15 protein-coding genes are annotated in these 14,241 nt (G+C 60.8%); 2 read left to right on the top strand and 13 right to left on the bottom strand.

What is annotated here, in order from left to right; genetic code table 11:
• Positions 1–133: 133 nt before the first annotated feature.
• The 4 genes from DEIPR_RS12550 to DEIPR_RS12535 are packed head-to-tail and all read right to left on the bottom strand — an operon-like array spanning position 134 to position 3,402.
• Positions 134–1,246, bottom strand: a complete 1,113-nt coding sequence (locus tag DEIPR_RS12550; RefSeq protein ID WP_013615954.1) for a bifunctional DNA primase/polymerase — start codon at positions 1,244–1,246, stop codon at positions 134–136.
• Positions 1,243–1,722: a hypothetical protein gene (locus DEIPR_RS12545; protein WP_013615953.1), complete on the bottom strand. Its 480-nt coding sequence runs from the start codon at positions 1,720–1,722 to the stop codon at positions 1,243–1,245. The genes DEIPR_RS12550 and DEIPR_RS12545 overlap by 4 nt, the downstream gene beginning before the upstream one ends.
• Complete coding sequence (locus DEIPR_RS12540; protein WP_013615952.1) at positions 1,703–2,572, bottom strand: hypothetical protein; 870 nt, start codon at positions 2,570–2,572, stop codon at positions 1,703–1,705. Before DEIPR_RS12540 ends, DEIPR_RS12545 begins: the two co-directional genes overlap by 20 nt.
• A complete protein-coding gene (locus tag DEIPR_RS12535; RefSeq protein WP_013615951.1) occupies positions 2,563–3,402 on the bottom strand; it encodes a hypothetical protein in 840 nt (279 codons plus the stop codon). Before DEIPR_RS12535 ends, DEIPR_RS12540 begins: the two co-directional genes overlap by 10 nt.
• A 94-nt stretch (positions 3,403–3,496) precedes the next feature.
• On the opposite strand from DEIPR_RS12535, the gene DEIPR_RS12530 reads away from it, so the two are divergent.
• Both DEIPR_RS12530 and DEIPR_RS14675 read left to right on the top strand, forming a co-directional pair.
• Positions 3,497–4,360 (top strand): hypothetical protein, encoded by an 864-nt coding sequence (locus tag DEIPR_RS12530; protein ID WP_041223082.1) that lies wholly within the window; start codon positions 3,497–3,499, stop codon positions 4,358–4,360.
• A 311-nt stretch (positions 4,361–4,671) separates the two neighbouring features.
• Complete coding sequence (locus tag DEIPR_RS14675; protein WP_041223081.1) at positions 4,672–7,263, top strand: AfsR/SARP family transcriptional regulator; 2,592 nt, start codon at positions 4,672–4,674, stop codon at positions 7,261–7,263.
• Here the strand turns inward: DEIPR_RS14675 and DEIPR_RS12520 are convergent.
• The 9 genes from DEIPR_RS12520 to DEIPR_RS12480 all read right to left on the bottom strand — a co-directional run bounded on the left by DEIPR_RS12520 (position 7,248) and on the right by DEIPR_RS12480 (position 14,212).
• Positions 7,248–7,676 carry a hypothetical protein gene (locus DEIPR_RS12520; protein WP_013615948.1) on the bottom strand — a complete coding sequence of 143 codons (429 nt, stop codon included), beginning with the start codon at positions 7,674–7,676 and terminating at the stop codon, positions 7,248–7,250. The two genes, DEIPR_RS14675 and DEIPR_RS12520, sit on opposite strands and share 16 nt — an antisense overlap.
• 52 nt (positions 7,677–7,728) lie before the next feature.
• Entirely contained in the window at positions 7,729–8,754 is a 1,026-nt protein-coding gene (locus DEIPR_RS12515; protein WP_013615947.1) for a hypothetical protein, read from the bottom strand.
• A 5-nt stretch (positions 8,755–8,759) separates the two neighbouring features.
• Positions 8,760–9,389 carry a C39 family peptidase gene (locus tag DEIPR_RS12510; protein WP_245532763.1) on the bottom strand — a complete coding sequence of 210 codons (630 nt, stop codon included), beginning with the start codon at positions 9,387–9,389 and terminating at the stop codon, positions 8,760–8,762.
• Positions 9,390–9,525: 136 nt separating this feature from the next.
• Positions 9,526–9,906: a hypothetical protein gene (locus DEIPR_RS12505; protein WP_013615945.1), complete on the bottom strand. Its 381-nt coding sequence runs from the start codon at positions 9,904–9,906 to the stop codon at positions 9,526–9,528.
• The gene (locus tag DEIPR_RS12500; protein WP_013615944.1) at positions 9,903–10,454 is read right to left on the bottom strand and encodes a hypothetical protein; all 552 of its coding nucleotides are present in this window, start codon (positions 10,452–10,454) and stop codon (positions 9,903–9,905) included. The genes DEIPR_RS12505 and DEIPR_RS12500 overlap by 4 nt, the downstream gene beginning before the upstream one ends.
• Positions 10,455–10,555: 101 nt before the next feature.
• Positions 10,556–11,347, bottom strand: a complete 792-nt coding sequence (locus DEIPR_RS12495; protein ID WP_041223080.1) for a hypothetical protein — start codon at positions 11,345–11,347, stop codon at positions 10,556–10,558.
• A gap of 46 nt (positions 11,348–11,393) precedes the next feature.
• Positions 11,394–11,828 carry a hypothetical protein gene (locus DEIPR_RS12490; RefSeq protein ID WP_013615942.1) on the bottom strand — a complete coding sequence of 145 codons (435 nt, stop codon included), beginning with the start codon at positions 11,826–11,828 and terminating at the stop codon, positions 11,394–11,396.
• A 532-nt stretch (positions 11,829–12,360) separates the two neighbouring features.
• Positions 12,361–12,660, bottom strand: coding sequence for a hypothetical protein (locus DEIPR_RS12485; protein ID WP_041223078.1), 300 nt, complete (start codon positions 12,658–12,660; stop codon positions 12,361–12,363).
• Positions 12,661–12,784: 124 nt separating this feature from the next.
• On the bottom strand, positions 12,785–14,212 hold the full coding sequence (locus DEIPR_RS12480) for a replication initiator protein A (RefSeq protein WP_041223077.1): 1,428 nt from the start codon (positions 14,210–14,212) through the stop codon (positions 12,785–12,787).
• Positions 14,213–14,241: the final 29 nt, after the last annotated feature.

The following is a 14,241-nucleotide window of genomic DNA, read 5'->3' as shown; positions in this document are numbered from 1 at the left end:
GGGGGGCGCGTTCACGCACGCCCCAGTGAAAAGGGGCGGGCGCGTGAACACCCGTGTGCGGAAACAACCGCACGCGAACCGTCGGGTGACGGGTCCTGGGCCGAAGCCCGAACGCATTCAGTCTAGCATGTGCCTAGCGCAGCTGCTTCAAAAAACGTTCGACCCTGGGCCAACCAGGGAGACTGACATTCCGTTGCGCTTGCTCATGCGCCCACGTGGCGAAACTCTGATCCAGGCCAACCTCGCGCAGTGTGGCCGCAGCCATCTCCAGTCCGCCGAGGCGGTAGGCAGCCCCGGCCAGCAACCGGGCCAGCTCGGCCCGCTGGGAGGCGTTCAGGCGCGGCAATGCCACCTGCACCTGTTGAAGCGACATGCCCTGAGTTGTCCGTCTGGCTCCGCGCGAGCGGACTGGGCTGGCATAAGCACTGTGGAGGCTGCTCAGGGCGTGCGTGAGGGTGTACGGATCGCGCCGGCCCTGGCTGTCGGTGTCCGGCATCGTGGCCTGAAAGCGCCGTATCCAGGGCTCGGCGTCTGAGCGGGTCAAGCCCTGTGCGGCCAGCTGACGGGCCAGCCAGTACCCCGCGTTATTGCGCCCCTGTGCACTGCGGCTGACTGCTTCATCCAGCAGCGCTCTGAGATCGTTGTCCGTGCCGGCTTCCGGGAGTGGTGCTTCCGGAAGAGTGACGGCCGGTGTGGGGAGCAGGCCCACCCAGAGCGCCACAGCTTCGGGGAGGGTGTCTACAGGCTGGGGGGAAACGTCCAGCATCCGGTAAGCGCCGTTGCTCAGGTGGCTGGGGGGGAGCACGATCATGCCCCCGTCGGCCCGCACGTCAAGGCCGGGAAACGGGGGGTTCTTCAGACTGCCACTGGCGACGGTGCGGACATGCCAGCCGGGGTGCTCGAAATAGACATGTGGGCTGCCGCTGCCGCTCAGGGCGTTGGGGGAAAGGCCCCATTTCCGCAGCAGTGCCCAGCCTGCTTCGCCGTCAAAGTCCAGCACCACCAGGCTGCTGATGGCTCCGGTGACGGCAGCGAGGCCAGGAACGTCCGGGGTAAACCAGGTGTGCAGCCACTCGGTCTGGACGCGCTGCGTCTGCAGAGGCTTCCAGGAAGGCGCCGTTTTGCCGTCTCTGGTCTGGCTGTGGCCGGTCAGGGTCAGGCGGCGGTGAGGACGTTTGTGATGGTCGACAGGAAGCACGTTCCAGCCGAGATCACTGGCCCCCAGTGCCGCCTGCAAAAGGCTCATACGGCCTGGTCGGTCTCCTGGCTGCTTTCAGCGGTGTGTTTGGGCATCTGCGTTTCGGCGTTGGCTTCTGCTTGGGCCGCTTTTCCCTTGTCCTTTTCCTGACCTTGTTTGGTCTTTTCCTGTTCCTGGGTCAGGCGCATGTCTTCCGCTGCTTGAGCGGCGAACAGTTCGAACATGCTTTCATCCAGCTGTTCGTAGCTGCGTACAGTGGCCACCTTGCTGTCGTTGTACCGCGTCTCGGTGATGGTTTTACGCGTTTGCTCCAGCCAGGCGGTAAATTCCGGCGTGTCCATGATGACCATGCTCTGGTACTCCAGGGGCGCTGTGCCGATGCGCAGGGTCTGCATCTTGCCGGGGATGGCTTTGACCGTTCTGGCGATGATGCCATTTTTCAGTTCGGTCAGGAACATCTGGGCGTGGGCATGGTGTTCGAAGGTTTTGAGAACGTCTTTGATGTCAATCAGTGTAAGGGCCATAGTGTCTCCTGAGGGCTGTGATGATTTCGCTGGTGGTCAGCTCGTAGCGCACAGGGCGGGCGCTGAAGCGACTCAGTTGCGTGGTGAGATTGGGACTGGGTGAACTGGCGGTCAGGATCACCAGCGTCCCCGTGTCGTCGATGGAATGCGAGTAGAGCAGCTGCTGCTCTTCAAGACTTCTGGGGATGAGGCTTTCGGTCAGTGTGGGGGGGCGTCCGTCATACTCTGGCAATTCGATCTGCCGGGCAACGCAGGCCACATAATCCTGTTCACGGATCAGACCGTCGTTCACAGCGTCTTCGAGATCGCTGTACGCCATGAGCTCCCGGAGGCTGACCAGACCCTTGAGGGCCAGGCTTTCGTGCAGGCTCATCGGTCCATAGATCTGGGGAGGGTAGGCAAAGTCCATGCAGCGGCGAAACAGTTCCGGAGGAATGACCGAGTATTTCAGATGCCCAATACCGAACGCGTTGATCTGTTTGGCCCTGGTCAGCAGTTCGACCGGTTCCTCCTGAAAGTAGGGGTCGACGGTCAGCAGCAGCAGGTTCGTTCCTTCCTGGCGTTGGGCCAGTGTCAGGTTTGTCAGGGCGGCTTCGCGGCTCAGAATGGGTTTGAGAATACCGTCGGGCCCGGGGCAGGCTTCTTCCAGGGTACCGATCTCGAAGCTGCTGGCATAGAAATTGCGGTTCAGGGTATCTGCGGTCCGCTTCCAAAGGGCATTCAGCTCATCTTGTTCCAGAGCGATTTCCAGAACCCGCAGTGCCGAGCCGCCGCCCTGACGCTGTTGCGACAGGGCTTTGTCGATCTGAGTTGCACTGAGCAGCGCTGTATCGGTGAGACTTAGCCCCATGTTCCTAAGGCGCGTCCGACCAACCACTCGGTGGCACTGCTCATGAGTCCGGGCGTATAGGACTCAGGAGCCTCAAAACGGATTCCACGTTCGATGTGTTTACCGACGGACTCGGCGATACGCCGGGTACCAGGGTGGGATTTGAAAAACGGTTCAGGATTGTTCCAGAAACTTTGCAGATCAGGGTCGGTATGACGCATCTCCACACGTTTTCCGGCCGGCAGGTAGCTCAGTACGCCATCAACGGCGCTGAGTTCGGCTTCGAGCATGTCGAGCTTTGCGCTTTTCACTTCGTGGATGTGGATTTGGTTGTCTCCGTAGAGAATTGCTGCGGCGTATGTGCGCTTGCGGGCGTCCGTGATGGCGTAGGTTGACAGCTCGTAATCGGCCATGCGGCTGGTGCTGGGCAGTCCCTCGTTGCTGGCATGCTGCAGCAGGCGCTGCCACAGAGGACTCAGGTAATCCACGCTGCCGCTGCGGAGCTTGAGATCCTTGGTTTTCTGCATGCGCTGGCATTCCTTGGTCATGCCCTGATTGCGAATGATGTCCCGAATTTCCGGCCCCGAATAGATGTACACGGTGTTGCCGTAAGGACAGCCGCTGAGGGCCTCGTACAGTACGGCGTGGAACCGCTCCTTGGCCGGCAACTCCGGGTTGAGCTTGATGTGGAAGAACCGTCCGATGTCCTCGTGCGTATGCATGATGGTGGCGGTTTCTTTGCTGACGTGCAGGTAGACGCCGTGTACGGGGCGCTGCACGACTGGTTGCTTCTGCTTCTTGCGGCCCTGGCGAGCTGGCGCTGGGTTGCGGGTTAATTCTTCTGTTGTCATGTCTACCTCCGGGAGTGCCGGTTACAGGGCGTAGAATGCGGCCATCGGTCGGCTGAACCTGCATAGCGCGCTTGTGCGTGTCCTGTTTGGGCGAGTGAATAATCTGAATCTTCTTGCCCTGGGCACCGACTTCAGCATCTGCGTGTGGTTGTTGCTGCGCGGCGCTGATGTCCTGCATGACGATGCTCATTGGGGGAGCGTCGCCATACAGCTGCTCCCCAGCTTCGAACATTGGAATCAGGGTGGTCGTGATGCGGGTACAGATACCGGACTGGACCAGATAGTTCAGTACCGTCTCTTTTTCAGGCAGCGAGACCCGGATAAGGTGCGCCGTCCGCTGCAGGTCGGCATATGCGAAGCGCCCAGCATTGGCGCGCTCCAGGCAGGCCTGCGCAGCCCGCTGAATGTCCTGTGCCGTTTGATCCTGTACGGCTTTTTGTTCTGCTGGTGCGGGATAGCGGTGGATGTGCCGCAGCAACTGCCGCGCCCGCGTTTGCCCAATTTCGATGCGGTCTTTGATCCACTCCAGCGCCTCACCGATCAGGGTGTTATCGGCGCCGATACTGGATTCGTCCTGGGCCAGCAGGGCACGCAGGTCGTTCATGCTGATCCAGTCGGGCTGCTTGCTCAGCAGCGATTCGATTTTCTCGCCATAACTTCTGAAGTACGCACGAATGCGGCGCTTCAGGCGGGGGCCGGTGCTGAAATACACCTTCAAATTACCGCCGACACTTGCCATGAGTCCTTCTGCCGTCAGCCGCTTGATGGCAGAACGGACAACCCGAACGTTGCCGCACAGTTCCAGGCAGCGGACGTGCTCGAACAGCTCAGGGATCGTCATGCCGCTCCGGGCATGGATCAGGAGTTGTCGGTGCAGTTCGGCGTTCACGCCATGTATTGTTGGATGCCCGCGTGTAACATTTTAGTCCCCTGGGAAATAATCCCTCTGGAACGATAAATATTCTTTTTGACCTGGACTTGTCCGGGACAAGATAGCCGCTGTTATGTGATGTATCTTGCGTTTCACGGGCGTTTGGTGCTTCTCAGCCCTCAACTCCCTCTTTCAGAGCCCGGTAAAAGGAGATCCAATCGCCTTTTGAGGCCCGAAGTATTAAGACTCAGGTGGAGAAAAGCCACACTTTGTCCGGGATAAGGCGTAACGCTCTCATATTTCCCTGTAACATTTGGGTGCAATGAGAACAAATTGTTTCATGGCACAGTATGATTGAGGGGATGGCAGACCTCATCAGACACCGACTGACGCGTGCAATGCATCACGCCAGGGTGACTTTCCTGGCTGCGCCCCGTGGATATGGAAAGAGCCAACTGATTGGGGATTACCTGCGTGATTTTCCGCAGACGCACGTACAGATCAGCTGTACGCCAGATGACCGTCTCGCTCCCCATCTGGCAGACCGGCTGACCCGTACCATGACCCGGCAGCTGAATACGGATGTCTTCAACTCTATCTATTCGGACTACGCTTCGATCAGTCGGGCGGAAAGTTCTCACGGTCTGGCGCGGTTGATTGCCCGTGATCTGGAGCGCTGGTCAGAGCCGCTTCTTCTGGTGGTCAACGGTCTGGCTTCTGAAGAAGCGGTGGTGTTTGCTTCCGAGCTTGCGCATCTGAGCTCTGAGCGCTTCCGTTTTGTACTGGCTGGTTACCCATTTATAGCCAACCATGCCTATCCCAGGGATTATGTCCTCCAGGCCGAGCATATGCAGTACACCCTTCAGGAGCTTGCGGAGCTGGGTGTTCGTCCTGAGGACGCTGAAGAGTTGCGGCACTGGCCAGCCATCATCGACCTGTTCAAGCGTTCCGGGCAGAGTGATATTGAGCGGTACTGCCTGCAGCTGGTGCGCCAGATGGAAGCGTCAGAGCCCGAACTGCTCGCTGCTTCCTTGCTGCTGGGCTGGGGTCATGGGCGTGAGCAGCAGCGCGAACTGACCGCTTTAGGGCTACCGCACGATTACCTGCAGCGGATCGAGGCCTACGGCTGGCCATTGGAAGCTCTCGGGGAGCAGATTCATCCCCACCCGCTGATTCGGGAGGCCATGCTGGGCCGACTGAAAAGACGCAGTGAGCTCGAAGACCGGCTTGCTGACGTTATTCAGGACACCCAGCCGGTGCGGGCGATGGAACTGCGTTCCCAGAGTGGGGACACCAAAGGCGTGCTCGCCGTGGCCCGTGAGTATCTCCCTGCGTGGTTCCGGCAGGGCCAGTGGGGACAGATCATTGCCAGCCTTGAGCCGTACTACCGGCTGCTGACCACCGAAGAGCGGACCATGCTCGCACGCGCTGTGCTGGAAACCGCCTCGGAAAAGTCAGCGCTGCGCAAAGCTCTGGAAATTGCCGCACTGGCTCTACAAGACGGTGGAGACCGTCAGAAACTTGGTGTCATCCAAACGGAGCTGCTGCTCCGGCTGGGCCGGCTCGGTGCCGCACGCAGCGGCCTGGACCGGCTGCTTGAAGGTGGGCAGGCTGAGCCGAGCCTGATTGCCTGGCAGGCCCTGCTGCACCTCCAGAGCATGGAGCCGCAGCGGGCCATCTATCTGCTCAGCGAAGAAGCTCAGGCCAGGCATACCATTCTCGGACAGGTGGTGTACGCCCAGGCCCTGCTGCAGACCGGACAGCCGGAACGCGGCAACGACATTGTTTCCCAGGTGTATCACCACTACTACCTTGAACCGACTGTGACGGCCATGCTGCAAAACGTGCGTGGTGCGTTTGCGCTGATTCAGGCTTTGAGCGATTGCAGCTTACACACGCAAGCCCAACAACTGCTTAATCTGCTTCCGCTGCGGGAAAACGGCTACTGGTTCGACGCCAATGTTCAGCACCTGAGCGGCTTGCTGGCCTGGCGGCAGTTCGACGAAGACGAAGCACTTCGCCGACTGGACCAGGCGGCCGTGCTGGCCCGCTCAGCTCAGGATGACGAGCTCCTTTCCCGCATTTTGCAGACGATGTTTCTGACGCTGGTGTACTTCCGCCGCTACAGCCGCGCTGAAGACGTGCGGATTCAGCTGATTCACATTGCGGCCAGTGAAACGTACCTGGAAGCCTGGATTTCCGAGGCCGGGGCTGCGTTGCAGCTGATTCGCGGTGAGCGGCCCGCGACCAGCCGTGCCACGTCCCTGCGTGAGGTCGGGCTGTTGCTGCGCCGCGTGGCCGGCGACAGCCGAACCGAAATGTTCCCTGAAGGACAGCGCCTGCTGTGGGAGAACTGGCAGCCGCTGCCTGAGGGACTAGGCAGCCTGTCTGAGGCGGACCGGGCTGACCACGTGTTGTTGCGGCCTCCTTCCATGCGCACTGATCACCATTTCCGTCTGCGGCTGCTGGGTGGCCTCCGTGCCGAGCTGGACGGCCAACCCATCGAATTGAGCGACAGGCATCTGTTGTTGCTGTCCGCGCTGGCTCTGGGCCCCCAGGACGCCACCGAGTTGGCTGGGGCGCTGTATGCCGGCCGCAACCCATCGGGAACCCTCCGCACAGCCGTCTCCCGTCTGCGGGACCGCCTGCAAGCGACCGGCGTCAGTGGCAGCGACACCGTCATCACCCGCGCCCAGGGTGGACAGTACCGTTTGGCTGACGGCTGGACCGCTGAAGTGGACGCGCAAACTTTACTGCAGGGAAACCCGGCCGACTTGCCGGACCTCTACGCGCCGTTGGTCTGCGCTGTGGCTGTACAGCGCGAACGCCTGATTGTCCTGACGCCCGAGACGTTTGACCGTGAGGTCATCAGGATGCTGGAACGCTATCCCAACCGCCAGCAGGCGCTGCTCTGGTTGGCGGCGCTGAACCGTGAGTACCCTCAGCGATTTACACCGCTCAGAGGCCCGGCCGATCAGACTGCCGGCTGAACAGAACGGACTGGAGCACACATGGGAGCAGCCGCACTCAGCTTATCCAGGTGCCCGTGCAGTGCTTTCAGGGCGTATGCCTGTGAGAGCGCGTCCTCTCCCGGTTCATCCAGGCCCAGCCGAATGCAGGCGTAGGCCGGGCTGAGACTGGGGTAGCCGAGCTGCTCCAGCTGAGTCTCCAGCAGAATGGGCATGACTTTCAGGGGACGGTTCAGCATCCGTTCGAGTGCCCGTCGCTGGTCTGCAGACCACAGGGTCAGCTCCGTGCAGTTCTCGACCAGTTTCAGGGCGCGCTTCATGAAACGGCACTGCTGGTCGTCCGTGGCGATGTAGGCCTGCACCTGAGCGTCATGCACCAGCGCCAGACCAGGAGGCATGCCTGCCGTGTACGAAGTGACCGAGGCGTAGTACATGCTTCTCAGTCTGAAAGCGAATCTGGATGGTCAAAATACAAAATTGTGGTTCTCAGCTTCGCTCCTGCCAGCTCGCGATACGCATGCCGTCTGGGCCGAAGAGGGTGGTGCGGCCGCCGCACTGGATACAGGTCCAGCCGGGCAGCCCCTCCGTGAGCTGGTGGATCAGATTGTGGAAAGGCCAGCGCCGGGTTTGTCCAGTGGCTGTGCGCTGCACGTTGTAGGCGATCTGATGGACCCGGCGGTGGGCCATGTGGACGCGCTGGATGTGGTGGACCCGCATACGTTTGGCTGTGTTCAGGTCGTCGCAGTAGATCGGCAACTCGGCATTCAGGTACCGGCAGAGAACGTAGGCTTGCTGCACGGCAAACGCCTCGCCGTCTTTGCCCTCGCTTTTTCCCCAGAGCGTGATTTTTTCCGGCAGTCCAGAGGTGGTGAGCGCCCAGTAAAACGCGGGATCGTTCATCTGGCGGCTGTAATCTGTGTGAATCCGCGCTGGTGGCAAGTCGGTTTGCCGGAGCTTGCCGCTGTCTTTTAACTGAGTATGTTCCCGCAGACGGATGCCGTCTAGCAGTGCCGTGACCAGCTCCTGTTGTTCGGCAGGCAGTGGCACGGCGGTGTAGATCCGGTCCAGTTCGCGCCTGCAGAGAGGGTGCTGCAAGCTGCTGTGTGGCAGAGTCACTGTACCTGTGCCAAGTTCCTTCACACGGACGCCGAAGGTGACAGATTTCTTGTTCTTGTTGGTGGTGAGTTTGATCCGACAGCGTATGGGGACGTCCGCCCCTGACCTGACAGTGAGATGAAACGACCGCTCGCCTGTCCGCCCCCTACACTGTTTCAGGGCACTCAGCAGTGCTCTGTGTAGACCTGGGGGGGCAGTGTGGTATTTGCTTCCGATGTGCCGTGTGAGCTGGGTGACCAGGTCCTGTTTGGTTTTGTGCCGTTTGTTTTTGCCGAGCTGAGCGCTTTTGTGGCTGATGGCTGTGTAGACGTCTTCTCCGACGGTGCAGCTCGCCTGGAAGTGCTTCTTGTTCCACTGAATCTGAAGCTGAGCCTCGGTGTGCTGCGCCGCTTCCACTTCCCTTACCCCCGGATGGCCGCCTGCACCTTCTGGTGCAGGCCCGGCGGGTAGACGGCCACCATCTGCTTGCCCTGGGTGTTCCAGAGCATGTTGAAATCCGCATAGCGCATCGCCACACTGCCGGCCAGCGGGTCTGCGAGGTACAGCAGCTGCCGGTTCTGATCGAACCCCCGCACCACCCGGAAGTGGGGAATCACGCCCACTTGCTGGAAGTAGGTCAGGGCGATCACCGGCACCCCGAGGCGAATCAGCCGCACGGCCGCCCCGATGTTCGCGTTCTTCACCTGCGTGGTCTGCAGGCCGTACTGCCCGACATAGCGCCCGATCTGTTCCACGTGCATGTAGCTGTTCGGGCTGGCTTTGGTGGCCGCGCTGATGGTTTTCACGTCCACCGGCTGCCGGTAATACGCCAGCACCATGCCGATACTCGCCGGTCCGCAGTCGTTGTAGCCCTGGTAAATGATCGGCATGTTCTGCAGTGCCAGGGCGGGGGCTGTTGCGGGTGTAGTCCTGGTTGCTGTGGTGCTGGTGGCTGTTCTGGCAGCCTCGGCCACCGGCAGTGTGATGGGGAGCAGGCCCAGCAACAGAGTCAGCAGCGGGCGGGAAGTCCGGGACAGGTGGGCGTGGGTCATGCTTTCAGGGTACGGGCGGGTCTGGTTGGTACGGGGCCAGCACAGGTGCAGCTTCACCGGCACTGCCCCCGCCGGGTGAATGCGAAGCGCTTTTTCTGACGGTGAATCCGCTGCAGCCAGCGTCTGGTCAGTCGTTTCATTTCTGGTCTCCCTGGCGCTGTTCTTCCAGTTTCTTTGCGAGTGCTTCCCGGTTCAGACGGAACTCGAAGCCTTCACGCCGGCGCAGGTAGCGCCGCTCGATGACCCTTTTGCGGGTCAGGGCGCTGAGGTGGTGCCGCAGCCGGTTCCTGGGAAAAGGCAGCCGCCCGCCGCTCAGCCGGGCGGCCTGCTGAATCCAGCGGGCGCTGCTGATGTGCAGCCACTCGCCCGCGGCCGCCCCTGAACGGCGGCACTCCTCTTCGAGCACCAGCAGCAGCGTGCCTTCTGCCGCCCCGAATGCCCGGATCAACTGGCCGTGCCGGACTTCTATTGCGTCCTGGAACCTGAGCGGCAAGGACAAATGGAGGGCGGCCGTCATGCTTCTGCCTCCTGCTGCTCGCTCGTTCTTCCCCAGCCGAACTCCGGGTCATCCCTCAGTGGGTTGTGCCAGAGGTTCCAGCCCAGCGGCAGCAGCAGGCCCAGGGCAAGCAGGCTGAAGTGAGGGTTGAGCCCAGCGATGTCCAGATCTATCCAGAGGACGGCTACGGCAGGGATCAGCAGGGCCGCGCCCATGACGGCGTGGGCGAGCAGGGCCGGGAAAGCGAGGTCCTGCGGCCGGGACGCCTGCTCCCAGCGGGCCGTGAGGGTGAGGGTGAGGCTGATCACGCTGACCAGCAGCACCAGGGGCGTGCTGAGGGCCGCCCAGGTGGTCAGCAGCAGCAGCGTGAACAGCAGCAGGCCGCCGAGGCTGGACAGCCCTGCGGCAGCGAGGCCCTGTGCGCTCAGCCAGGACACGGCGGCCGGCAGGGGCAGCAGCAACGCGAGCAGCATCATGGCCCGCACCCAGGCGTGCCAGGGGTCCAGCGAGTGTTCCAGCGAGAACCGTTTCTCAGGGTGTCTGCCTCGGTCCGTGATCAGCGTGGTCATAGGTCCAGTGTCGCTGCAGGTCTGGTTGGTTTGCAGGGGGTCCGGGAAACAGAGAACCCCCGCGGCTCATTGCAGCGTGGGGGTTCAGTGCGGAATTTCGTTCAGCTCGTTTGTTTTCGTCCGTCGAGGTACATCCGTACGGGCAGGGCCAGGCCCATCCCCAGACTGATCAGTGCCGTCATGAGCAACAGGTCAGTTCTGCCGGGAGCTTGCTGTACGGTGGGCAGCACCAGCACCAGACCGAAGCCGACCGTACTGACTAGGCCTCCGCCGTACAGGGCCGGATTCCCCCGCTCAGGGTAGGCTGAGCTGTAGCCTTGCAGCAGCAGGCCCAGGATTGTGAGGGCCAGACCGATATACATTGTTGTGGCCATGCCACCGTTTGTCAGCTGAAACGTGCTGCGCTCAGAGATAATCTCGCTTGCCACGGCGAGCAGCAGTAGTCCAGCGATGCCGAAGACCATCTGGGGCAGGGTCTTGTGGAAGTCCTCTTTGGGGGAGAGGTCTTCTTCGGCCTCCGGGCTCAGGCTCTGTGGCTTCTTGCCCAGCAGCAGCTGTGCGCCCCGGAAGGGAAGGGACGCGGTGAGCAGCAGCGAGAAGGACTGCAGGCACGTTCCCATCAGTTCGTAGTACCGGACAATCCTGGGATCAGCGGCCTGTACGTGGGAGAGGGCCGCAATCTGCTGGTCTGCGGCCTGTCCAGCTTGCTGTATGACAAAGAGGCTTGCAAGAGCAATGACTCCGTTCCCCCCTGCACTGAGCAGGAAGCTCCGGCGTTCTTCTGGGGACCAGTGCCGGACATGTTTTTGGTAGGCCAGGGCATAGAGCACAGTGCCGGTGAGAATCAAAGCCAGGGCCAGCAGCATGATGGGGGTGAGCTCAGGTAGGGTCATGTCTCTATGGTGCTTGCGGGTCTGGTTGGTTTGCCAGTGGCGGGTTTCAGGCCTGGACGCGCTGCCCATGCCCCGGTGGCTCGTTCTCTGGCTTGGTGCTGGTGGCGGCCAGCAGCTGCTGTTCCAGGTCGCGGGCGAAGTCTGGGTTGCGCAGCTGCTCACCACACTGGGGGCAGAGCAGGTACACGATGATGCGCTCGTGCCTGTTGGCCTTCTCGGTGCCCGCAAAGACGCCGATGACCTGTGCTTGCTGGCGGCAGGCGAGGCAGCCGCCGTTGCCACTGAGCATGAGACGAATCCCCCGGTGGTTCACTTCGGCGGCGGCTTCGGCGTCGCTGTACCCGTGCATGGTTTTCAATGCCCAGGCGGCATACCTCCAGGCGGCATCCTCAAGGGGCACTCCGTCGATGTACAGGTCGCGGGCGGGCGAGGACATGACTTTGCGGATGTTGCGCAGTTTCGGATGCTTGCGTCTGGACATGGGTTGAGTGTGCTTGAGGGTCTGGTTGGTTTGCAGGGGGTGACCCCCCGTTCAGCTTTTCCCGCCTCGCCGTTCTGCCCAGAACAGAATACCTGGGATGATGACCAGACCTTCGGGCACCGGGAAGGGAGCGGGCCGGTCAGCCAATCCTGCCCAGCAACTCCCGAAAGGTCACACCGGACTGTCTGAGACGTGACAAGACGCCCGCAGAGCGTGCCCTGGAGGCTGGTTTCCTCTGCTGCCGGGAGGACGGCGGGTGCCCTTTCTCTGCCCCAGGGGAAAAGCGACGGCTCTGCTTGCCGGAGGTTACATGCCCCGTGCGGCCTTCAGAATCGCCAGGAAGGGGGGTGCAGATTCTTTTGCGCCTCCCTGGTCAGGCTGGAGGCTTACCGGGGGACTGACGGGCCTCTGAGGGGCGAGGCGACCAGAGGGTGACATTCATGGGGGAACAGGCCCAGCACCTGGGGCAGTGAGAAGGGATTGCCCTCACAGGTCCTTTCCGGTCTCGCGCGCGTGATGATGAATCAATCTTTTAAAGAAGAAAGAAAAAAAGATTGATGATCATCATCAAGAGGCGGCGGCGGAGGCCGTCTGGGACGTAATCTGCTTGCAATTTTCTACAAAGCGCCAATGGGGAAGTCGCACTTTTCTGCAAGGCGCCAATGGAAACTTCTGCAAAGCGCCAATGGCGGGGGGCCTTATCCCGGACAAACTTCTGCAAGGCGCCAATGGAAACTTCTGCAAAGCGCCAATGGCGGGGGGCCTTATCCCGGACAAACTTCTGCAAGGCGCCAATGGAAACTTCTGCAAAGCGCCAATGGGTTTTCTGCAAAGCGCCAATGGGGAAGTCCCACTTTTCTGCAAAGCGCCAATGGGCTGCTTCAGGCCATCAGGACGTGAAAAAGCACCTGCTGTAGTGGCAGGCGCTTCCGGGATGAGGCTACTTTAGTTGTTTGTTACCGGCGGCTCCATTCCTCGACAACTGTGGTCAGCATTTGCTCAGGCAACATGATCAGGGACCCGATCTCCTCCGGTTTGACCCGGCCCTCGTCGAGGAGCGTGCGGCACAGCTGTACCGTTTTGTCACTCAGACGCTTAACGGGTCTGAGTCGGTCCAGAATAGTGTATGCCTGCTCAACAGTGCGGGCGGACAGGGTGAATCCCGCTGGTAGTTCCCGTTCGGTTTCCTGGTTCTCCAGTTTTGCTTGTTCGGCTTTTGCTGGGGCAATGGGCGTAGCTGGATTCGCCTCCCGTTGATTGACAGTCTTTATGTTTCTGACAGAATGCTTTTTGCCCCGCCGGCGGTATTCTTCCAGTCGTTCTCTGGCGCTTCCTGTGGTGAGGACTGTTAGAATGTAGGAGGGACGACTTTTTACGCTTCTCGCCGTGTCAGTAATCCAGATGGCGCACTCTATTTCTTCCAGGCTGTGGGCCTTGATGGCCTCTTCTGCTGCGTTTTTGGTGACGCCCTCGGCGATCAGCAGGTCCCTGCCCCGCGTATCCACTGCATCGTCGTCATAGAACTCCAGGGTCAGTACCGCTGCATCTCCCCGACCTTTGATGCTGTAGGACTTCAGGAATTTTAGCTTCTTATCGCTCAGCGCTTCCATCGGCCCACCCGTGCGGAAGAGGGTACTCACCCGTTTGCTGAGGTAGGGTTCGTTGTTCAAAATGCGCGCGGCGTTGGCGAAATCCAGCAGCAGGATGCTGACTTCCGTTTCCCGCCGCCGTGGATCTCGCAGGTCGCGCCGCAGCGCTTCCAGTAAGCGGTAGAGGCCTTTTACGGTCGGGTTTCCCAGCTGCTTGATGGTTTGGGTATTCAGGCTCAGGTTGTGTGGGCCGGCCAACGAACGGAACACGGTGTTGCTGAGCTGCACCGTGACCATCTGGATTTTCTTCCTGGGGTCGAAGTGGTCGTCCAGGGTATGGAATTCAAGATCTGAGATGATCGAGAAGTGGCTTTCCTTTTCGTATGTCTTGCCCAGCACCGGCAGCTGAATCATGTCGTTGGCCTGATAGTTGGTGTATCGCAGCGACAGCAGGCTGCTTTTGAGGTCGCGGTAGTGCCTGTTCTCCAAGCTCAGCCCACTCAGGCGCAGCAGTTCGCTGACCTTGAGTTCCATCGTCGGATTTTGCCCCGTGTCGGACTGGTACAGCGAGGCAGCTGTGTAGAGTCCGGCGAAGAAGTCGTTGTCCTTGCCGTAGGGGATGGTGTGGCCTTTGGTGGTTTCGCAGCTGATGGTCTGTGTACCGTCGGCGCTACTCGACGACCATCCCTGCAGGAACTCCGGTGCTGGGGTCTTGCTTTGCAGCGCAATCAGACCCCAGCGGCAGTGGTTGTATTCCGCCAGCAGCTGAATCGAGTTTTTGCTCATGCGGCCCATGCCTCTAAGTATGCCTGTGTGGGGGGAGC

The sequence above is a fragment of the Deinococcus proteolyticus MRP genome, from assembly GCF_000190555.1.
In the GTDB taxonomy this organism is placed as follows: domain Bacteria; phylum Deinococcota; class Deinococci; order Deinococcales; family Deinococcaceae; genus Deinococcus; species Deinococcus proteolyticus.
Note: the sequence above shows the minus strand (reverse complement) of the source record. Positions and strands in the feature narration are given on the sequence as shown.